The organism is Scytonema hofmannii PCC 7110, assembly GCF_000346485.2.
GTDB classification, from domain to species: Bacteria; Cyanobacteriota; Cyanobacteriia; order Cyanobacteriales; family Nostocaceae; genus Scytonema; species Scytonema hofmannii.
Genome location: NZ_KQ976354.1, coordinates 9,981,638 through 10,003,063, shown reverse-complemented (window position 1 = coordinate 10,003,063; position 21,426 = coordinate 9,981,638). Strand labels below are relative to the sequence as shown.

The 21,426-nt window shown below is 40.8% G+C and carries 23 protein-coding genes; 13 read left to right on the top strand and 10 right to left on the bottom strand.

Annotation, left to right across the window (positions count from 1 at the left end; genetic code table 11):
* Window positions 1–38: 38 nt before the first annotated feature.
* Together WA1_RS60850 and WA1_RS42160 are read right to left on the bottom strand one after the other, a co-directional pair.
* Window positions 39–197: a hypothetical protein gene (locus tag WA1_RS60850; RefSeq protein WP_158516766.1), complete on the bottom strand. Its 159-nt coding sequence runs from the start codon at window positions 195–197 to the stop codon at window positions 39–41.
* A gap of 269 nt (window positions 198–466) precedes the next feature.
* A complete protein-coding gene (locus tag WA1_RS42160; protein WP_017748519.1) occupies window positions 467–1,579 on the bottom strand; it encodes a hypothetical protein in 1,113 nt (370 codons plus the stop codon).
* 231 nt (window positions 1,580–1,810) lie between these two features.
* Between WA1_RS42160 and WA1_RS60845 the strand changes: the two genes are divergently transcribed.
* A complete protein-coding gene (locus WA1_RS60845) occupies window positions 1,811–2,026 on the top strand; it encodes a GMC oxidoreductase (protein WP_017748520.1) in 216 nt (71 codons plus the stop codon).
* Window positions 2,027–2,030: 4 nt separating this feature from the next.
* Window positions 2,031–2,195 (top strand): GMC oxidoreductase, encoded by a 165-nt coding sequence (locus WA1_RS60840; protein ID WP_017748521.1) that lies wholly within the window; start codon window positions 2,031–2,033, stop codon window positions 2,193–2,195.
* A 161-nt stretch (window positions 2,196–2,356) separates the two neighbouring features.
* Here the strand turns inward: WA1_RS60840 and WA1_RS42150 are convergent, their stop codons facing one another.
* From WA1_RS42150 to WA1_RS42130, 5 genes are all read right to left on the bottom strand, one after another.
* Window positions 2,357–3,352, bottom strand: coding sequence for an alpha/beta hydrolase family protein (locus WA1_RS42150; protein WP_017748522.1), 996 nt, complete (start codon window positions 3,350–3,352; stop codon window positions 2,357–2,359).
* 53 nt (window positions 3,353–3,405) lie between these two features.
* A complete protein-coding gene (locus WA1_RS42145; protein WP_017748523.1) occupies window positions 3,406–3,621 on the bottom strand; it encodes a hypothetical protein in 216 nt (71 codons plus the stop codon).
* Between the two features lie 235 nt (window positions 3,622–3,856).
* Window positions 3,857–5,707 carry an MASE1 domain-containing protein gene (locus WA1_RS60835; protein WP_272819342.1) on the bottom strand — a complete coding sequence of 617 codons (1,851 nt, stop codon included), beginning with the start codon at window positions 5,705–5,707 and terminating at the stop codon, window positions 3,857–3,859.
* A 999-nt stretch (window positions 5,708–6,706) separates the two neighbouring features.
* Complete coding sequence (locus WA1_RS42135; RefSeq protein ID WP_017748526.1) at window positions 6,707–7,591, bottom strand: beta/alpha barrel domain-containing protein; 885 nt, start codon at window positions 7,589–7,591, stop codon at window positions 6,707–6,709.
* 103 nt (window positions 7,592–7,694) lie between these two features.
* Window positions 7,695–7,976 (bottom strand): helix-turn-helix domain-containing protein, encoded by a 282-nt coding sequence (locus WA1_RS42130; protein WP_017748527.1) that lies wholly within the window; start codon window positions 7,974–7,976, stop codon window positions 7,695–7,697.
* A gap of 119 nt (window positions 7,977–8,095) precedes the next feature.
* Here WA1_RS42130 and WA1_RS61460 point away from each other — a divergent pair, with 119 nt between their 5' ends.
* The 6 genes from WA1_RS61460 to WA1_RS42105 all read left to right on the top strand — a co-directional run bounded on the left by WA1_RS61460 (window position 8,096) and on the right by WA1_RS42105 (window position 15,407).
* Complete coding sequence (locus WA1_RS61460; RefSeq protein ID WP_336389830.1) at window positions 8,096–9,385, top strand: hypothetical protein; 1,290 nt, start codon at window positions 8,096–8,098, stop codon at window positions 9,383–9,385.
* Window positions 9,386–9,494: 109 nt separating this feature from the next.
* The gene (locus tag WA1_RS42120; RefSeq protein ID WP_081403043.1) at window positions 9,495–10,301 is read left to right on the top strand and encodes a restriction endonuclease subunit S; all 807 of its coding nucleotides are present in this window, start codon (window positions 9,495–9,497) and stop codon (window positions 10,299–10,301) included.
* On the top strand, window positions 10,298–11,506 hold the full coding sequence (locus WA1_RS42115; RefSeq protein ID WP_017748530.1) for a hypothetical protein: 1,209 nt from the start codon (window positions 10,298–10,300) through the stop codon (window positions 11,504–11,506). Before WA1_RS42120 ends, WA1_RS42115 begins: the two co-directional genes overlap by 4 nt.
* Entirely contained in the window at window positions 11,503–12,042 is a 540-nt protein-coding gene (locus WA1_RS58995) for a DEAD/DEAH box helicase family protein (RefSeq protein WP_017748531.1), read from the top strand. Before WA1_RS42115 ends, WA1_RS58995 begins: the two co-directional genes overlap by 4 nt.
* Entirely contained in the window at window positions 12,030–13,553 is a 1,524-nt protein-coding gene (locus WA1_RS42110) for a type I restriction enzyme endonuclease domain-containing protein (RefSeq protein WP_017748532.1), read from the top strand. Before WA1_RS58995 ends, WA1_RS42110 begins: the two co-directional genes overlap by 13 nt.
* A 72-nt stretch (window positions 13,554–13,625) precedes the next feature.
* Window positions 13,626–15,407, top strand: coding sequence for a P-loop NTPase fold protein (locus tag WA1_RS42105; protein WP_017748533.1), 1,782 nt, complete (start codon window positions 13,626–13,628; stop codon window positions 15,405–15,407).
* A 366-nt stretch (window positions 15,408–15,773) separates the two neighbouring features.
* Here the strand turns inward: WA1_RS42105 and WA1_RS42100 are convergent, their stop codons facing one another.
* On the bottom strand, window positions 15,774–17,483 hold the full coding sequence (locus WA1_RS42100; protein ID WP_017748534.1) for an AIPR family protein: 1,710 nt from the start codon (window positions 17,481–17,483) through the stop codon (window positions 15,774–15,776).
* Between the two features lie 163 nt (window positions 17,484–17,646).
* On the opposite strand from WA1_RS42100, the gene WA1_RS42095 reads away from it, so the two are divergent.
* From WA1_RS42095 to WA1_RS42090, 3 genes are all read left to right on the top strand, one after another.
* Entirely contained in the window at window positions 17,647–18,789 is a 1,143-nt protein-coding gene (locus tag WA1_RS42095; protein WP_026135404.1) for an IS4 family transposase, read from the top strand.
* Window positions 18,790–18,977: 188 nt separating this feature from the next.
* Window positions 18,978–19,106, top strand: coding sequence for a hypothetical protein (locus WA1_RS60830; protein ID WP_272819341.1), 129 nt, complete (start codon window positions 18,978–18,980; stop codon window positions 19,104–19,106).
* An 81-nt stretch (window positions 19,107–19,187) separates the two neighbouring features.
* The gene (locus tag WA1_RS42090) at window positions 19,188–19,457 is read left to right on the top strand and encodes a hypothetical protein (RefSeq protein WP_017748535.1); all 270 of its coding nucleotides are present in this window, start codon (window positions 19,188–19,190) and stop codon (window positions 19,455–19,457) included.
* A 201-nt stretch (window positions 19,458–19,658) separates the two neighbouring features.
* Here WA1_RS42090 and WA1_RS42085 read toward each other — a convergent pair whose 3' ends face one another.
* Window positions 19,659–19,898, bottom strand: coding sequence for a hypothetical protein (locus WA1_RS42085; RefSeq protein ID WP_148662878.1), 240 nt, complete (start codon window positions 19,896–19,898; stop codon window positions 19,659–19,661).
* Window positions 19,899–20,066: 168 nt separating this feature from the next.
* Between WA1_RS42085 and WA1_RS57700 the strand changes: the two genes are divergently transcribed.
* Window positions 20,067–20,213 (top strand): hypothetical protein, encoded by a 147-nt coding sequence (locus WA1_RS57700; protein ID WP_158516765.1) that lies wholly within the window; start codon window positions 20,067–20,069, stop codon window positions 20,211–20,213.
* A gap of 107 nt (window positions 20,214–20,320) precedes the next feature.
* Here the strand turns inward: WA1_RS57700 and WA1_RS58990 are convergent, their stop codons facing one another.
* On the bottom strand, window positions 20,321–21,082 hold the full coding sequence (locus tag WA1_RS58990) for a hypothetical protein (RefSeq protein ID WP_017748538.1): 762 nt from the start codon (window positions 21,080–21,082) through the stop codon (window positions 20,321–20,323).
* Between the two features lie 67 nt (window positions 21,083–21,149).
* Here WA1_RS58990 and WA1_RS54045 point away from each other — a divergent pair, with 67 nt between their 5' ends.
* Entirely contained in the window at window positions 21,150–21,320 is a 171-nt protein-coding gene (locus tag WA1_RS54045; protein ID WP_272819340.1) for a helix-turn-helix domain-containing protein, read from the top strand.
* Window positions 21,321–21,426 lie beyond the last annotated feature (106 nt).

The window sequence follows — 21,426 nt, the reverse complement described above, 5'->3', positions numbered from 1 at the left end:
GGTAAAACAATTCCAGAAAATGCACGTCTTACTCACCGCTACTGCAACCGATCTCGGGGAAGTAGAGCGTGATGGATAACAAGTGTCAAAATAAGATTTACAGATAGGGCAAGATCTGTCCTATTGTTGTCAATGCGCGATCGCGAAGCGCAAGCCGTACCCGGCTTATCGCACTTGGCGCAAGTTTGCCAAAGCATTTTCTATTTATAAAAAAACACCCCGCTATTTGCCATATGTAGTATTACATGAGCTAACATAGGCTGGGCTTTGTTTTGGTATGAGGTGTAGTATAAGTGCCACGCGATATGAGCGATTGGGGAGGACAAAGACTGCGGGAGGATGCTCGTTGGCAGAAGTACGCAAGGTCAGATGGCAGAAGGCGCAAAAGCTTTTATTTTAAGCTTTTTGTTTATTACTAATGGTTGCCTTATTTACGCGCCCGCTGTACTAGACAATACCGTCGATATCACAAAACCGGAGTAAATTCCCTTCCTCCAAAGATTGTCGTCCCAATTGGGGTAAGGGTGACAGTATTGTCAAATTGAAAAGGAATAACACCTGGTGATGCACCTAACGTAACAGTTAGTGAGTCTAGCACCTCGGAAAGTCCTAGATTAGAATTAGTTAGCAATGCATTGCCTAAATTGTTGTTTACGACTTCAAAAGAGTCATTAGGATGAGAATAATTTGTGAGATAATCTTCAATGAAATTACCAAGGGGGATGACATCTTTGAAGGCGCTTGGATCAATGCCATCGATATAATCCAAATTGACGGCAACATCAGCAACACTAGCACCATCAATAGGAAGTAAAATATCTTCTAATTGAAATGAGACAATATCGTTAATATCACCATTGGCTGTGCGGGTAATTGTGGTGTCAAATTGGAAAGGAATAATTTTGGGTGACACATCCAGATTAACGCTTAATGAGTCCAATACCCCAGATAGCCCTATATTGCTATCATTTAATAATCCTTGGGTAAGGTCGCGATTAAGGACTTCATAAAGACCTGCTTCTACTGGATAATTTGCCAAGAAATCTTTAATGTAATTACCGATGGGTATGACATCTTTGAATACACTTGAGTCAATTCCATCAACATAATCTAAATTAACAGTGACATCGGCAACTATACCACCATCAATTGGAGATGTAACGTCTTCTAAACGAAATGAAATAATATCGTTTATGTTGCCATTTGGGGTACGAGTATTTGTGGTGTCAAATTGGAAAGGAATAACTTTTGGTGACACATCCAAATTAACACTCAATGAGTCCAATACTTCAGAAAGCCCTAGATTATCATCAGTTAGCAGTTCCTCAGTGAGATTGCGATTGATAACTTCAAATAAGTCATTGGGATTATTTGGATAATTAGTTAGATAATCTTTAATATTATTAGCAATGGGAACGACATTTTTTAATTCACTTAGGTTCAGCCCATCGATATAATCCAAGTTAACTGTAACATCAGCAACTTCGTTATTCTCTACTTGAAGTCGAATGTCTTCTAACTTAAACGAAACTAAGTTAGATGTGCGTGTTCTGCTATCAAAATTGGATGACTGTGACATAATCTAATTTTTCCAGAAAGTTTTCGCATTCTCTAATTCCTAAAATACCAAATTTGGGGTAACCTTTCACATTCCCCACTTAAGTTCTTCTTCGGTCCCGATATATATTTACCGCCCGGTTATGTCCTCCCTGAGAGGGGCTTCACGGGTGTAGTCTCTTTAACTCAGTTCCAAAACATTGGCAGTGTCAGTTTGCGCTCATCTGACCCCAAAGACACTCCAGTCATACGGATGAACTATCTGCAAAGTGAGGCTGATATGCGAAAGCTCGTTGCTGGGATTCGATTAATGCGGCAATTGTTTCAGTCCCGTGCTTTTGATGAGTTTCGCGGTCAGGAAATTGCTCCGGGTGCTGGCGTTCAGAGCGATGCAGCACTGTCAGCCTTTATCCGGGAAACTTGCGGTACGGGAAATCATCCGGCTGGCACTTGCACTCCGGGGTACTGACCCAATGACAGTGGTAGACCCCGAACTGCGAGTACATGGGGTTCAGGGATTGCGGGTTGCGGATGCATCGATCGTGCCAACTCTGGTTAGGGGCAACACAAACGCGCCCGTCATTATGATTGGCGAAAAAGCAGCCGATTTAATTAAAGCGAATGATCACATTTCATAGCAAGCACTGCATAAACTTGAGCAAGCATCACTGGAATAAACAATTTGTTTCAACGTGAGAGTTTTATTCTGCTGAAAGAGTCCTCGATTGCCACTTCAGATTCAGACAGTGAATTTTGTGCGTCTGTTGATTACTTGTCGTACTGCTGTTAGTTTTGGTCATCAACGGATGTAGCTAGGAGTGCGCTCTACAAGAGCCAAGACGGCGTGTCGCACTGCTGGCCACACGGCTGTGGTGGGGACGATCGGCTCGAAATGTCCGGCATTGGGGAGCACCTCCAGATGCACCTCATCATATTGGGTGGCCACCTCCACATATTGTTGGATATATGACGCTGGCACGATTTCATCCTCGGTGCCAACTAGGTGCCATTGTGGAACTCCCAAAGGCAGCAACGCAAGGGGTGAAGCTTGCTGATATCGGTCGGGTACCTCCTCGGGAAAACCATCAACGAGCGCGTAACATGCCCCATTACAGATGTTCAATTGCACCCCGGTGATGAGGTCAGGAATACCGGCTAAGGACACAACACCGCGAACGCGCACGCCCTGCTGACCCACATACAACGGGCTGGTGTCCGGGAGGCGATGCCGCCCCGCCAGCCACAGCGCTAAATGTCCCCCCGCTGAATGCCCCATGGTAACCAGGCGATCGAGATCCAGATCGAATTCGGGTGCGATCGTCCGGAGAAAGTCTGCCCCCATGGCGACATCCTGAAAGGTTGCGGGCCAACCACCCCCATTGCCGAGCCGACGGTATTCCAAATTCCAGACAGCCAGCCCCGTCCGTCTCAACGCTGCCGCTAGATGTCCTGTGGTACTCAGGCTGAATTGTTCCAGCCAACAGCCCCCGTGGAGGAGGAGCACCACAGGATGCGGACCGGGCTGTTTTGGGAGATAGAGATCGCCGAACTGGTCGGGGTCTGGACCATAGAAGATGCGGCGATCGGCAGGAACATCAGGCAAGGCCAGGATATCGTCCAGCGTCAAGATGTGGGGCGGCTGTGTGTCCCTGGTGGTCGTAGTGATTTTCCTCTGTCTTCTCCTTTTTTCAACACTTTGGCTATCTACTGCTGATATAGATTGTGCAATTATGCTATTACTTACAATAATTGCAACGGTAGACAACGCTAGGTTCACGAATTGGCGGCGCTTCATCTCTATGTACTCCTGGTGCTGTTTGGCAATTGAACTTTTCAAATCATCATTACTTACAAAGCACAAAACACTAGAAGATTAGGAGTCTGGGACGAGCCATTCTCGAACTTCGCGATCGCTTGGAAATAGCAGATGTCTTGTACCGCTTTGGTGCGGGTATTGATTTTAACAGATTGGGCTAATCTGCTTTTTTCAAATTTATCCTTCAGTTGATGTATGTATGGTATTACATCTGCAACCCGATCGACTTTTTCTTCTGTTAATTGCATGCTGACTTTTCCTGTAGCTAGAGATGACACCCGACGAACATTTGTTTGGCGATCGCATCCGAATTATTACTGACCTAAAATTCAGTCACAAACTGAATTGATTCGTCATTTAGAATTACACAACCTAGAGAAAATAGCTAGATGCTGTGTTTATCTTTACAAAAATAAAATTAAAAAATTAAGTTGGGTATAAGTACTGAATTTATAAAAAAAGTATGAACTAAATGTAAAAATGTTAAAAGGTGCGATCGCGCGATCGTGCAAGAGTGTTGCATAATAAAGGGCGGATAGGGAGTTGAATAATAAACTCAGTTCCTTTACCAAGAGTAGACAAACATTCCAATTTGCCTCCATGTTTTTCGGTAATAATTTGATAGCTAATTGCCATACCCATACCTGTTCCTTTACCTACAGGTTTAGTGGTGAAGAAGGGGTCAAAGATGCGGTTTTTCACTTGTTGGGTCATTCCAGGTCCATTGTCCGCTACCGCAATTTCTATCCACTGGACATCTTTCACTGCGGTACGGATAGTAATCTGGCTGGGGTTTTCCTCGATCTGTTGATATGTGCGTTTGGCATTAACCTCATCCAACGCATCTATCGCATTCACCAGAATATTCATTAAAACTTGATTGAGTTGTCCTGGATAGCATTCTACTTGGGGTAAGCTACCATAGTCTCTAGTCACTTCAATTGCCGGACATTCCGGTTTGTCCTTTAAACGGTGTTGTAAAATCAACAACGTACTTTCAATTCCCTCATGAATGTCCACCGCTTTGAACTCCGCTTCATCCATGCGGGAAAAGTTTCGTAATGATAGCACAATGCTACGAATCCTGTCAGTTCCCATTTTCATAGAAGCCAACATCTTCTGCAAATCAGAAATTAGAAACTCTAAATCGATTTCCTCTGCTAGAGCTTGAATTTCTGGGTCATTGCTCAGATGGCGTTGCTGGTAAAGTTGCAGCATCCGCAACAAATCTTGAGTGTATTCATTGAGGTGGCTAATATTGCCGTGAATAAAATTGACTGGGTTGTTGATTTCATGGGCGACACCTGCAACCAATTGACCCAGACTAGACATTTTTTCACTTTGAATCATCTGGAATTGCGTTTGTTGAAGTTCTTGGAGGGCATTTTTTAATTCCAGAGTGCGTTCGTCAACTCGTTGCTCTAATTCTTCATTTGCTTGTTGAAGTTCCAATGCTGCTTGTCTGTTTTCGTGAATAACCGCAGACAATAGCAAGGTTGATAACGCAATGACTCCTACAAAAGATTGTAGTAGCACTAAAGATTCATTAGCTGATGGTCGGACAAATGACCCAAAACCTTGAGCGGTTCCCCAAATTGCGATTCCCGACATAATCACTATCAACAGGGTAACTTCCCTGTGTTGAAAGCGAAATGCTGACCACGCCAATAGGGGAATCAGCATATACTCCACTGAGTATTCTCCGCCAAATGCCACTTGAGTAATGACAGCCGTTAGGAATAGTAAAAGAGTAAACTCGATAATCCATAATCTTCTAGGTTGTCTCAATAATCTAGAACGCTTGCTCCAAGTCAACAGTGCTGGTGTCACGAGAAGCATACTGATTACGATTGATGTCCACCAAGACCACCAACTTTCTCCATACTCTTTCCAAGAAGCAATACCATTCAGACAGAGAACGGTTGTGGCAAGAGTCGTAGTCAATAAGGGAGAAGCCATGATGACTCCCACAAATTTAAACACATCTTGAGAGCGATTCAAAAAATAGTAATGTCTGATGAAATAGTGGATTCCAAAAGTAACGAGCAGTGGATCTAACAGGTCGATGATTGAAATGGAAACGCTAACTACAATATTTTGATAAATTAATGAGGAGTTGATCAGCAATTCACTGAACAAGATAGCAGGCCAAATGCGATACCCAAGCACCAAAACGGCTGCTAAGTAAATGCCTGCTGTAGGCCAAACCACTGTTACACCATTCTTGAAAGCCAGTGATAAGGCTACTTTGCTAACACAAAAGTGAATCACAGGCAAAGCCAATATAGTCAAGAACACTGTCCAGTCTAAGGCAAATGGTAAGCGCGTTTTCATACTTTCAGGAGTAAGAATTTCCATGTGGGAAAAAAGATGCCACAGTATACTTACTTAAAATTCCCTAAAAAACTAGCTAATTAACACCTGAGCCAGGTGTTTGTCACGACTGTCAAGCATATTGAAAACTTATCATCCCCGCATACCACCAGAACTATTCTGAACTTGCTGTAAACGGCAAAGCTTTATGCCATTGTGGAAGCTCAACATATTCTTGTTCGTATTTACCAAGTTTTTTCTGAACTTTCTCAAGCTTTTCGATTAAAAAGTCGCGATCGCATTGCCTCTAACGCTCTTTTATCACTCTAGATAGAGAATAATTGAGGCGACTGGAAGTCACAACTATACAAACAAAGTCCGCCTGCGCGGACTAACCTAAAAATAGGGTTTCAAATTTTCTTTCGCGAAAGTGATGGAAGAGAGCTAATTACTAAAATATTGCTACAGGAGAAGCGGGTCGCTAGCCGGAGCAGTAACAATACAGTTCAGTTAAGCAGTTATTTAGAAACCCGGTATCTCCAAGATACCGGGTTTGGTGCTCCCCTCGCGACCTTAACTGAACCGTATTGGGAGCAGTAATTGCAGAGGAGTGGGGGGCTCCCGATATCGGAAGACTGGTTTAACCCGCAGTTGGTGCGGCGGCTGTCTAAGCGTTTGGTGAAGCTGCGATCGCCTATTTTGAAAGTATGCATCCTAATAAGATTTACGCGAACAAATAAAACTGTTGTGAAATTCTCACTCGCAGGGCTTCTGGTAGGGTTGTCGGTTATATTGTTTATCCTAGCAAAACAAACCGCGCACTGTCTCTAGCGTTCATTACTGTATGACAGATTGGATTGTGTCTCCTTGAGCCAAGATAAATACGGAATCGAGATGGTTGATTTTGAAGCCATTTTATAGAACAAAACAAATTCAAAAGGAAATGATGAACATAAAGGTGTATCGTTCCTGCGATCGCAAAGTGGTAGGAGAATTGTTCAGGAGCGCATAGCACCCGAACTACTTTGAAACTGCGGTAAATTGACTCACCATCTCAGATGCCTGGTTGAGCCATGAGAAATCGATAGCGCTGTAGTAGGTGGGATGATGGGCGATCGCCTCCACAACCTTTGCCAAGTCAGCATTGCCAGCACGTACTCCCAATCCGTTAATCGAGCATTCAATTTGCCTTGCTCCTACATCCAAGGCTGCTAGGGAATTATCGACCGCAAACCCCAGGTCATCGTGGCAGTGAACTGCAAGAGTGCAAGAGTCCATATTGGGGACTTGATGCATCACCGTTTCAATGAGGTGAGAAAATTCTATGGGCGAGGCAACTCCTAGACTATCAGGAATGGAGATCGTCGTTGCACCACTTTTAATCGCTGTTTCAACCGCTTTGCATAACAAGTCAGGATGGCTGCGCGTAGCATCAAAGGCTGACCATTCCACATCCGGGCAGTAATTCCTTGCTAGAGATACACTACTTCGGATCGTTTCCAAAACCTCTGATGCCGCCATATTTGCCTGAATGCCGATGGGCGTGAACACATTGATGCGTCCTCGAACAGCAACTTTGAGTGCCACCGCAACCGCAGTAATTTCATCTGGTTGACTACTTGCCAAACCGCAGATGGTAGAATTTTTGACCTGCTGAGACACCCTGAAAATTTCATCACAGTCTTTGTGGAAGGCTCCTGGATAACCAACCTCAATCGCATCTACTCCCATTTCATCAAGAATTATTGCCAAACGAATCTTTTGCTCGACTGTCAGCTTGCGTTTCAAGGCAAGTTCTCCATCTCGTAAAGTCGTATCAAAGATTGTGATTTTAGCTGAAACGATTTGCTGTAAGCACTCTGCTGGATTGACATCAAGGGGTAACATAGCGTTTTTTTTGAACATTTTTAACTGGCTCCAAGAGTACGATACTTCGCTTGGATAGTCGCCGTAGCAGGATTGATCTCTGACATATCACCCCTCCAATTTTATCCATCTCGCGATTAAATTAAGCTGCCTCTTCTGAAGATGGCTCTGATTTAGCACGCTTTCTGGTTCTTCTTTGCGGAATATCCTCAGGTTGCCTCATTTGTAGTAAATCACCTACATCCTTACCAAAATAGTTACACAGGACTTCTATGGTAGTTACATCTACTCGACTGAACTTGTTTGTAAATAAGCGGTTGATGGTTGTGATATCCAGTCCTGTTTCTCTTGAGAGTTGTCTTTGAGACAACTGGGGGTCTTTTTCTGCCATCAACACGGCTAGGCGACAGTAAATCTTTTTCATGCCTCCTATCGTACTGATGGACACAATTTAACACAATTTTGGTGGAAAGACAAATAATAACAGTTTTTATATAAATAAATTATGCTTGAAACTTGTATTCGTATGCACTAAAGCGTACAATGATAAGAAAAAGAGCAAATAAAATTTGCCAAAAAACAAAGGCGATCGCTCTGATACCAATCAAAATGCGATCGCCTTCAACAAAACCTAAATCAAATCCTATAATGCCACAATTTCAAGCCTTTGCACCAAACGAACAAATTCTTGCTCAACGAGAACTTAACCAGTACATCTTTGCCCAAGCCAATGCCATAGCCCCAGAAACCCCTGATGATTCCTTTGATGGACTCTCTTGGGCAACCCAAAACATCCTGACTCATGCCATGATGCTTGCCCAACAGAAAGAGCACTTATCCAAAAGAGAGTATAAAAAGCTTCTTAAGCAGTACGGTTGGAAGAATGAAGACCGGAAGTACTTGAAAGTAGCTGAGGCATTCAAGCACTTTTCAAGTGAAGATTTAGCCAAAATCGAACCAGCAACGCTCTTCCGTTTGGCAAATAATCCTAAAAAGTACCAAAGCGTTATCGACCAACTACTCTCTGCACCAGAAATTAACCAACAAACAGTGCGGGACCTGATTGCCAAGCAGCAACAGCCTAGAGAACCAAAACCAGAACAACCGAGCATTTGGCGGCGGACGAAGAATGGGGGGCGCTATTGCCAAATTCCACCCATTCACGAAACAGGCGATCGCACGGGAACGACTTTGCAAAAGATGATGGATGAGGAAGGGTTGACAGCACAGCGAATTGTAGCTGAGGCTATAGCATTGCGGCAGGCGTACAAGGAAGGTCGGTTGGTTTTAGTGGAAAGTCCTGAATCACCGAGTGAAGCAGAAGCTTGGGTTGAGGACTTTAACACAGTTGCTAATACTGAGGTGGTTGAAGAAACCACGGAAGGTTGTTGGACTTTTGAGCCTGTAACGGAAAAAGATGATTGGACTGTCGAGAGCATAGAGTATGATGACTTACCTCAACCCGAACAAGTCGTGCCATTGATGGGGGGTGGGGCTGCCACTGGTGTAGCAGGTAGTATTCCTGTTGTTGGTGCGGGTGTTTTTAATGCGAGTCTCACTGTCGTACAGGCTGCCGTGGTAACCCGTATTGCTCAAATCTACGATGTCGATATCATTGCTGCAGGAGGAGCGGGGGCGCTTGCTGCTGCAATTATTGCAGCAGGTGGCGGGCAGTTACTTGCTAGAGCGGGCGGTACAATTGCAGGTTTTATACCCGTTATCGGAGGACTGGTTCAACCTGCAGTAGGTGCAGCGGCGGTCAAAGCATTTGGTGAAGCTGCGATCGCCTACTTTGAGAATATGCACCCTAATAAGATTTACATAAAGAAATAGAATGAAGCAGCGACTTGCTTTGTAGAACCAGAGCGATCGCGCTCCTTCAGCATTGAACTAACGAAAGCGATGCTCTCACCCATAAAGCACTTACGTATATTGAGTATTCGTGCAGATCGAACTTCCCCCTCTTTCCAAACAGAAAGCGATCGCACACATTCTCGGCACCCTTGATGACAAAATCGAACTGAACCGGGAGATGAACCGGACGTTGGAAGCAATGGCACGGGCAATATTCAAGTCCTGGTTTATGGATTTCGATCCCGTTCGCGCTCTTGTGGAAGGACGACAGCCAGCCGGGATGGATGCTGCAACGGCTGAACTGTTTCCTAATGAGTTTGAGGATTCGGTTTTGGGAATGGTTCCAAAGGGGTGGAAGGTAGGTCGTCGAGCCTACCTACTGATTTTGCAAAGAGGATTTGACTTACCTACATCTCAACGCACTTCTGGAAAGTATCCAATTATTGCTGCAAGTGGACCATCAGGAACTCATGCTGAATACAAAGTCAAAGGACCAGAAGTTACCACAGGAAGAAGCGGTCTTCTTGGAAAGGTTTTCTTTGTACATGAGGATTTTTGGCCTTTAAACACTTCATTGTGGGTTAAAGAGTTTTGCAATTCACGCCCAATTCACGCTTATCACCTGCTACAGAGACTTGAATTTGAAACTTTTAATGCTGGTTCGGCAGTACCAACACTAAATCGAAATCATGTGCATAGCCTTCCTGTAGTTGTTTCACCAACATCTGTTGTCGAAGCATTTGAAACTTTGGTTATGCCAATGTTTCTAAAATGTTGGGAAAATGATAAGCAATGTGAAACTCTCGCCAACATCCGCGATATCCTACTCGGCAAACTTCTATCAGGTGAAATTCATGTAAAAAATGTAGCAAAATTTGTGGAGATAGCAGCATGAATGAATCCGTAATACCCTTATTTTCTGAAGATTCTTTGTATTTTTTCTTACAAAATCATCTTCAGGATATGCTGTCGGAAATAAACAGTCTAAATGAAAACTCTTTGCTTAATACGGGCATAGATGATTGGTGCGATTACTTTGAGCAGAAATTCAAACTTGCAGTTCCCCAACTACTTGAGAAGGAGATAGAGGCTGATTACTCCGAAACCCAACAACAAGTGAATGATTATGGTAGAAATATTTCTGTTCCTGCTACAGAAATCTCCTTTTTTGTACCGTTTGAAGGAAAAGCAGAGTTATTCAGGTACGAACCATCTACTAGTGAAACTTCTAAACCCTATGCATTCATTATTCAAGGTGAGCTTATACTGAAATATCAGCGAACAGATCACAATGCCAAAGCAGTTGAGTCAGTTTTTAAAAGAGATTTAGCCCAAATTCAGCGGCATCTTGATTGGATAACTCAAGATATTTCTTCATTTAACGATTCAGTACGACTCAAAGCAAAAGAGCGAATTGAAACGCGCCGACAAAAATTTCTTAAGGATCGGGGTTTAGTAGCAACCTTTGGGTTTCCCCTAAGACGAAGGGAAAATGCGCCAAAAACGTATGTTGTTCCAACAGTGCGTAGAAAAGTTCCTATTTCTCGACCTTCTACGAGTGCGGCACCTTATGTTCCTGAACCAACAGTGGAGATGCAGGAGTACGAACACATTTTATCTGTAATTTTTAACATGGTAATGGTAATGGAAAGAAGTCCTCAAGCATTTAGGGGTATGGGAGAAGAGGACATTCGGCAACATTTCCTCGTTCAACTTAATGGACAGTATGAGGGTCAAGCAACAGGAGAAACTTTTAATTTTAACGGTAAAACAGATATCTTAATTCGTGTAGATGGTAAGAATATTTTCATAGCAGAATGTAAATTTTGGGGCGGAGAAGAAAAATTAAAGGAAACTCTTGAGCAACTACTTGGCTATACTTCATGGCGAGATACAAAAACTGCACTACTGATATTTAACAGGAACAAAGACTTTTCAGCAGTAGTTCAAAAGATTCCAGAGGTTATCAAGGCTCATACAAGCTTCAAAAGGGTTCTTCCTTATAATTGCGAAACTGGATTTCGATGTGTGCTTCATCATCCAGATGATGTTAACCGTGAAATTATCTTGACAACTTTAGCTTTTAATGTGCCTCAATGACAGCAAAACTCACAGAATCTGATGTCGAAGCCGCCACCCTGGAATGGTTTGAACAACTCGGCTACACCTCCATCCACGCTCCTGACATTGCACCCAAGGAACGGGGAGGGGAGTACGGAGAACTGTCCTCCCGCCGTAACATTGTGTTTATTGCTGATGAAGCCCACCGTTCCCAATACGGACTTGCGGCACGGGTGGTCAAAAGCAAGGACGAAGAAGAAGCATACATTTCCTATGGCTTTGCTAAATACTTACGAGATGCGTTGCCCAATGCCTTGTTTATTGGTTTTACCGGAACTCCTATAGAAAAAACTGATAAAAATACCACTGCTGTATTTGGGGAATATATTGATATTTACGATATTCAAAGGGCGGTGGAAGATGAAGCCACGGTTCGCATTTACTATGAAGGACGACTTGCCAAACTAGAACTAGAAGAATCAGAACGCCCAAAAATTGACCCAGATTTTGAAGAAGTCACCGAGGAAGAGGAACAATCCACCAAGGAGAAGTTAAAAACCAAATGGGCGAGGTAGCACTGGTGGGTGCTCAAAAACGCATTGCTCAAGTGGCTCGCGATATAGTAGAGCACTTTGAACGGCGTCAGGAGATTATTGACGGCAAAGCCACGATTGTTTGCATGAGCCGCCAAATCTGTGTAGACCTGTACAACGCTATTATCCAACTGCGTCCTGAGTGGCACGACCTCGATGATGACAAAGGAACCCTCAAAGTCGTGATGACGGGTTCGGCAGCTGATGGTCCCGATTGGCAGCAGCACATCCGCTCCACTTCCAGGCGCAGGGCAATGGCAAAGCGGTTTAAAAACCCAGCCCACTCCATCAAACTGGTTATCGTGCGGGATATGTGGCTTACGGGATTTGATGCCCCGGCGATGCATACTATATATATAGATAAACCCATGCAAGGTCACGGGTTAATGCAAGCGATCGCCAGAGTTAACCGGGTGTTTAAGGATAAACCGGGTGGTTTGGTGGTAGATTACCTGGGCATTGCCGAGCAACTCAAGAAAGCCCTCAAAGATTATACCGAAGGCGATAGAAGTCAAACGGGCATTCCTCAAGAAGAAGTTATTGCCATGATGTTGGAAAAGTCCGAAGTGGTAAAAGGGCTGTTTCACGGCTTTGATTACCAGCAGTTTTTTACAGGGACTCCATCCCAACGGGTTACGGTCATTCCCGTTGCAATGGACTATATACTAGGACAGGATGACGGCAAGCAACGCTACATGAAAGCAGTCAACGAACTGGCGAAAGCTTTTGCCCTGTGCAGTTCCAGTGATGAAGCCATAAGCATTCGGGATGAAGTGGGTTTCTTCCAAGCCATCCGCGCTGCCTTTGCCAAACATACCGCCAGCGGGGGGAGAAGCCCGGAGGATTTAGACACCGCTATCCGGCAAATTGTCTCCAAGGCAGTGGCATCCGATGCAGTGGTGGATATTTTCGCTGCTGCTGGATTAAAGAATCCCGATATCTCCATTCTCTCAGATGAATTTTTAGAAGAAGTGCGGGGTTTGCCAACTCGCAACCTAGCACTGGAATTGTTACAAAAGTTAATTAACGACGAAATCAAAACCCGTTCCCGTCGCAACTTGGTACAGTCTCGCTCCTTTGCCCAAATGTTAGAGCAAACAGTCCGCCGCTACCAAAATCGTGCCATTGAAGCTGCACAGGTGATTGCAGAACTCATTGACCTAGCACGGGAGATGCGGGAAGCGTACAAGCGGGGTGAGGATTTGGGGTTAACTGAGGATGAACTCGCGTTTTATGATGCCCTGGAAGTTAATGATAGTGCAGTTGCAGTTTTGGGAGATGAAACACTTAAGAGCATTGCCCGCGAACTCGTACAAACCATCCGCCGTAGCGTCACTATTGATTGGACGGTAAAAGAAAGCGTCCGGGCTAGGTTAAGGACAACGGTTAAGCGACTGTTGAGGAAGTACGGCTACCCACCAGATAAGCAGGAGAAGGCGACGCTAACCGTGCTACAGCAGGCAGAGTTGTTGTGCAAGGATTGGGCGGCGTGAGGAAGTGCGATGACATAAATAGCATCAGTAAAATGGTAAAAATTGACGTACAGAATAAAGGTTAGAAAAATTATGTCTGGAATTTTGAATACTACAAATGTAGGAGTCAGTCGAGAAGAAGCGGAAAGAATTCTTAAGAGATTTTTGTGTAATGAAAATGATAAAGTTTTAGCAATTAAGGGAAATTGGGGTATCGGAAAAACCTATTTAGTACAAAATTTATTGAATAAACATAAAAAAGAGTATTATTTGTATGGTTCTGTTTTTGGCATTTCTTCAATTGAACAATTAAAATCACGAATGTTGGCCAATTCTAAAGAGATCGCCACAATTAATAACCAACGATCTCAAGGTTTTGAATCAATTACAAAGTTTTTAAATAAACAAATAGCTAAGTTTGTTGAATGGGTAAGTCGTAATTCTCTAAGATTAGAAAAAACTCCAAAATTAGACTTAGTATTACCAGGTCATTCTTCCATTCCAGTAGCAGGCTCATTAATATTTGCATTTGGTGATTTGGTACTTGATGTACTTTTTCATATGCATCTTAATAAAGATTCAATCGTATGCATTGACGATCTGGAAAGAAGCGCCAATATTTCACTAGAAGAATTATTAGGATTTGTTGAGTACTTATCTCAAAATATTCATTGTAAAACGATACTCATTTATAATGAGGAGTTTTTGAATGAAAAATCAAAAACTCTTTTAAATCAATATCGAGAAAAAGTAATTGATAGAGAATGTAAACTCAACCCTACGGTGGAAGAAAACTTGAATTTTATATTTAAAGATAAAGATAGTTACGATATAGAAGTAATTAAAGAAGTCTTTTTAAGAGCTAGCACAAACAATATTCGAGTTATACGCAAAACTAAATGGTTTCTTGATGAGCTAATTCCCTTAATGGAAAGTTGGGAAACCAGTTTACGTAATCAAGTTATAATTAATAGTATTATTATGAAATTAGCAAAATACGATACCGAGTTTTGTAAAAAATTTTCTATTAGTATAGATACTTTTTTATCAGTGACAAACTCTTCGTTAGAAAACAATGAGACTTTCGCTCAAGAAATACAAAAACTTCAGGTATTTTCCTATCTAGGCTATAATTCTATAGAAATTGATGCACAAATGAGCCAGATGGTTGAAACATCGTTATTGGACTCGGAGAATTTTCTTAAAAAAGGTAATATTCTTAATCAAGAAGAGCAAAAAAAACCAATTCTTGAAAAAATGTCTAGTCTTGGTAAAACTTACTATAGTTCCTTTGCAGATACTGAACAAGAGATGAACAACCAAATTATTGCTTTCCTTGATAATTATTGTCTTGATTTAAGTTTTTCTCAATTTGAACAGATCGAACAATTGGCATCAATGACGGAATTGAATATTTCTCACTACGAAAAGCTTTTATTAGAACACAATTTAAAAAATTTAGGAATACATTATTTTAATGATTTGAATGCCTTAAGAACTAGGTTGTGTAAATATCCGGACTTAGAATCATATCTGGAAGATAAAAAGAATGAATATCTACATACATTAGATATTACTACAGCTTTAAAAAATATAAATGAGAGTAAATCTGAGTCAATATCCTTTAATTTGAAAGCAAATATTGATTTTTTAAATAAGTGTACTGTTGATGAATACTGCCAATGGCTTCAAGAAGGCCATCCTGATTTATATTTATGGGTTAGAAAGCTTTTATCTTGGGGTTTACCAGCATCTCAAAATTTAGAACAAGCTATTCGGAGATTAGGAAAAAATAGTAAATTAAATAAAATTAGAGCTAAGATGATTTACAATATAGATATAGATAATTCTTCTAATACTAATAATGCAACTTAATTTTAACTAATTTTTTTAAGATTACAATTTTATAATAAGTAAAAGCCCAGTCTAGTACATTAAACTACTTGTAGAAGAATAAACTTCATTTGCCATATTGAAAAGTCAGTGAATGCAAAGTTTAAGGGATGGGAGTGCGATAAGCTTTGCTTAAAGGCAGGCGAAGATCGCCATTGCACTCGTTGAGTACCATTTTGCTGTACAACTTGCACACCTCGTTGTAAAATTTTGTAATACGCCGGACTCACGGACTGCCGTGCTGAAATGCTTGCACTTTATCTGGTTCTGGTGCAATTATATGTATCTACCGTAGAGCGATCGCACTGTTAGTCTGAGGGATGGAGTGTGATCGCAGTAAATTCACAATTAAATTAACTGCTTTAGCTCATTTGTATACAAACTTCTTTTGAGTCTATCTTTAGTTACAAGACCTGCTTTAGTGATAATATCCTCACATTCTTTGTAATACTTTAAACAATCTTTGTTTGGTGCTTTTAGTCTATCAATTATTCGTTCACAATACTTTTCTATTTTCTTTGAATTCATTGGGTGAAGTTTCTCATTTTTGTTAATAACATATTTTAGAAGCATTAGGGTATGCCATTTATACTTGCCAAAATCACCTGGCAACTTTTTACTATTAAATAAAGAATTAAATTTGTATAAAGCTAAAGTTGAACAGTAGTAGGTTATCTCATGTTGATCGTCAGCAAAAAGTCTACTTTCAGATTGAGTAAAAATCTGTGTAGGATAGCTTGCTGAAGTATGCGGAATATCTAGAAACATTGCAGCAAAAGCTCTAGCTACAGTTCTTATATCAAAAATTTTTGCATCTTGAACTCCTAAACCAGCATATTGTTTTTCTCTCCTTTCAAAATAAATTCTAGAATCGTTATCAACTTCTTCATTGCAAGTATTGAAATAAACCTCTACACTTTTGGCTTTATCTTTTAAGGATAGAAATTTTTCATCAGCTACATAACTTTGGTTATTTGTTGCTTCTACTATCTGATTGACTACATCAGGATGTTCCGCTTCAATTACTTTGACAGTTAACATAGTATTTTCATCAAGCAATTGTCTATTTCTAAATAGAACATGGCTTGTTTGACATCCATTGACTATCTGATAGTTGTACATACTAATCGAATCACTTTGCACTCTTACATCAGGAGATACAACTGTAACTCCATTATTTAAAATGGCGAATCTATCTCTAATATCATCTGATTTTAAAGTTTTGATAATTTTAGAGTTTACATCGTTGTCTTCGCCAAGAAATGAGCGAACATTTTCATCAAAGATTCCAGCACGAATACGGTCATCTTCACCCAGCAAAACAGATTCCACAAAATTTTTAGCAGGAATAATTGCAAGATATGCTTCACTTACATCTCTAATTTTTTCAAATGGTATATAACCTTTAACCTTTACTGTAGCTTCAACAGGTTGCTGTGTAACTGTCCATATTTTTATTAATTTATCTCTATCTATAGGCGATACAAATACATCTCTAAAATAGCCGCTCTTTTCTATTTTTCTCTTTGCATTAGAAAAAATACCTTCCAATTCTTTTTTTTCTTCCCATACTCCACTAGTGCAATAATACATTGAAGATCTTGGCTTACCTTCTTTAATCTTATTAACATTTTCAACTATCAAATCAAAAATTTCTTTTGATTCTTTAATAAATTCACCTTGAGGTAAAGCTGGTGTATCTGAAAGAAAATCAAAAACACCATCACTAAAGTTTGCTATTTCCTTCTTTTCAAAACCCTCTGAAGTCTTAATCTGAGTAAAAACTACCTCTACTTCTAAATTCCTCCTATGACCTGAAAAAATTACATTAGCATCTTCTAATGTGACAACTAAATCACCATCAATCAAGAAAAAGATGCCATCAATGCCAGCATCATCTTCATATGTCGTAATATCTTTAGGGTTAATTCTGCCAGAAAAAGATTTGGATGCAAGACAAAAATTGACGAAATATTCAAACTGTTTATCCTCCTTATAGCTGTGGAGTTCATACTCTTCAACGAATGTTTTTAAATGAGATTTAACAATTTTGTGCATAAAAATCCTCTTTTTATCTCTGTTCTCCTCAATGGAGTAGGTTTACTGGCTGCAACCTGAAGGGGCGACAAAATAGCCTGAAAAGCTTATGAGTTCAAGTGTGCAGCAATTTGTGGTAAAAAAAGATAGGTCTACCTTTGTCAACAAGACCTATCTAATGACAATGATACCTTCATTTTACCAAATACACTTAAAAAGTCAATTTAGCCCAACCGAATACTTACTGCTAACAATTTTAATTAATGTTATACAGTCAATTAAAAAAGTTAGTTTAGAAGCGTTAGCAACAAATCTCCCAATCCCTATTTTATTTGAAAGCAGACGAAAAAAATTACAAAGATTTTTATCATTACCATTCTTAACAATTGAAAAAATTTGGTTTCCGATTGTTACCACATGGTTGTCAACATATTTTCAATCTGACAAAATGATTTATGTAGTCATCGATCGCACTGCATGGGGTTGCATTAATTTATTTGTAATTAGTGTAGTTTGGGATAAAAGAGCCTTTCCTGTATATTTTGAACTCCTATCTAAGTTGGGAAGCAGTAATCTTAACGAACAAAAATTGTTAATCTCTCAAGTTTTACCAATTTTTAAGGATTACAAAATTTGTCTCTTGGGAGACAGGGAATTTTGTTCTGTCAAACTAGCAAGTTGGCTCAGAGAGCAAGGCATATCTTTTTGTCTTCGTTTGAAAAAAAACGAATTCATTGAAATGGAACATGAGATTTGGCAAGAGTTAAATGATTTAGGCTTATCACCAGGAATATCTTTCTTTTTACAAGGAGTTAAGGTCACTAAACAAAAAGGATTTACCAATTTTAATGTAGCTTGTAAATGGAGACGGAAAATTCAAGGAATAGCTCCAAAAGAAGGATGGTTTATTGCCACAAATTTAGTCACGCTAGAATTGGCGATCGCTGCCTATAAAAGAAGATTTGATATAGAAGAAATGTTTCGAGACTTTAAGAGCGGGGGTTATAATTTAGAAGATACTAAGGTCTCAAATAAACGCTTAATTTCTCTAATTTTATTAATAGCCATCGCATACACATCTGCCACAATACATGGACAACAAATTAAACAAAAAGGTGTTCAAAAATATGTGGGTCGCGTGAAAGAATACGGGCGGATTGAAAGGCGACACAGCAGTTTTTATATTGGATTATATGGTCAAACATGGGTTAATTTCATGGAATCATGTGAAGATTTAGTCACGGAATTAATGAGATTAAATCGCAATAAATTGAAGTATTATCAACGAGGTCTAAGAGCTATGGAGCTTATCCTATCTGCATCCTAGCTCTTTTGTCGCCCCGTCAGGGCTGCAACTTGAGTACAACTAAATAATAAAGTTTAACAGCCCATCATTAAATAGTTGTAAATAAGGTTTGATGGATTTTCGTCCTATGCCCAAGTAATTATATGCAGTCAAAGCATTTTCTTTATTAGGTGAAATAAGTTGTCCCAGAGACTTGGGGGTTAATGGGCATGACCGTTATTATTGCCCCTTTTGCGATCACTTGTCCGCTATTAGAACTAAATCTTCAGGGGATCGCACTTCTCCTTCGCTTGGGAAACTTGAGCGATCGCTCTGTGCCACTTGCACACTCATTGTAAAGTTTTGTAAGACTCTCTGTGAGTCCGGCGTATAAAATTGAGTAGCACAGGAGAAGACAGCACACCCCATACATAAAAGAAATGACCGCACAAAATTGTCCTATTTGCGGCACTGCCGTTCAGCCCAATCCGAGATACCCAAAGTATGTTTGTAGCAGTGCAAAGAAAGCCTCCGATATTAATGATAGGAAACTCGTTTTCTACAACGAAGGCTTCTCAGGTGGGTATATCGCTTATTATGCTGATGGTGAGAGTAAAGAAGAATACAAAAGTCATGACTGCTATATAGACGGCATTCAGTGTTGGGCAGACGAAGCCCGGTTTGGCAGTATAGTCATTGAAGTCGTTTAGGTGACTTGACATACTGAAAACTCAGATGAAGTTAGTAGAGTTGCGATCCAATTGTATATAGCTGCAATCAATCCTCAGCAAAGCTACCTTCTGAACATGCAACTTACACCCTTAAGGGGACAGTAAAAACCGTGCGTTCAAGGGTTGTCAACGCTCTTCAAATGTATCTCCTCCTTAATATTGCTCCTTATTTGCTTCTATCTAAAACAGATTACTTTGTCCTCTTACACAAAGGGAATGCCCTAACCTTGTCTCATCATCTGGTCTGATTTTACAACCATAACCAGAACCATCCATAGAAGCACCATGAGCCAGACGTGCAATGTCCCATTCCTTTAGTATGGAACACAATTGTCTTGCATTTTCTAGTGCCTCAACGTAAGTCACATGACGATATCCTGCGGGACAAGTTTCTCCTTGAACTCTAATGAAATTAGACATAAATTCTCCTTTGATGCGCTGGACTGCTTGCATTCTATTCTATTAGGTTGCTGGTGAATGGGGGGCGGTATAGCTTCAGTCGTATCACGTCGCTTATTGCATTCCAAAACCTACGCATAAGGGCGATGGCAATATTACGAGCACTCCTTTTATAGCTTAGGAAGAACATTGTCAGAAATGGAGCAAGAAGCAGCAGATCTCCACTGCTGTCAAATCTATGACGAGCTAGTTGCACAAGGTGTTGTAGAAGGTGGTGCTAGGCATATATGGGCACATTTGGATTTTGGGCAGTGTGTGTACAACAAGTGGATATAAACGCGAGCTGTAGACCATGGTGAAAATCCATTTCGCAGTATAGCCGTTTACCGCAATATTTTGGTAGCGATCGCAGTCAAAACGAAGGTGAAAACAGCACACCCCCACTACGAACCGACCGTTTTAAAACCCCTGGCTGTGAGAATAACTTTAGAACCTTGACGGACTGTTAAGATAGTTGATGAGGCAGATGAGGGGCGATCCGGATTACCCATAGGTTGCTGTAGAACATATTGATAATCTTTATTACTCCAACTCATGGCACATATTCCCTGGCGACAAGTCATTTGACCACCAGTTAAATTGATACATTTGCCTTTAGAGTCGCAGCCACGATAACTTAAGTTTCCTGTCCCGTTCACTCCTGACCAAGAATTGATATTACCAATCGTGACTGTCCATTGACCATTAGTGATGGTGCGTGTATTAGCTGAATTCTTAGCTTGACTTGAACCAACAATCTCCATCTTCGTAACGATGGTTTCTATTCTCGTTTTTCCACAAGGTTCTATACTTTGGCAGTCATTTATTCGAGCATTTCCATAAGTTAAACGAACTTTTTTATTTAAGAATGTTTTTTCCTTTGCACAAACCTCAAAGCTAGCCCCAACTCGACGCTCAATATTTTTTTCATCTAACAATGTGACGTAGCACATTAAATCACCAGTGACTAGTTCTTTAATTGTGCCAACTGTTGGTTGGTCGGAACTTTTTTGCTGATTTTTATTCAATATAGAAACTTCTGATATATTTGTTTGTAGTTGGTTAACCGTTTTTGTTTCAGTTGCATAAGCAGATGAATAGCTGCCGCTTATCATTGCGATCGCACTACCCACTACAGCTAAAGTTTTGAGTCTGGTGATTGTCATAATGTTTTTCTCGTATTTGGCTCGCTATCTTAAAAACCACGTAGTTAAAAGCAGATTCCGCAAAATTTTGAAAGAAGGAAGAAGAAAGAAGAAAGAAGGAAGAAGTTTGGTTTTCAGATGGGGCAGACCAAAAGCTCTCAACCAAGCCAAGCGGCAGTTAGCGGTAAAGCTTTATACTGAAGGACAACATACCATTGTTGAAATCTGTAAGTTGATGGGCTATCTTTCCCCCGCTTAAAGCAACTGCGGAGGGCTGTCTTACCGTATGAGCCGATGGCACAAAAGAGTTGCTGATGTATTAAAATTTACAATATGAACCTTCTGCTCTCTGCAACCAAGCCTCT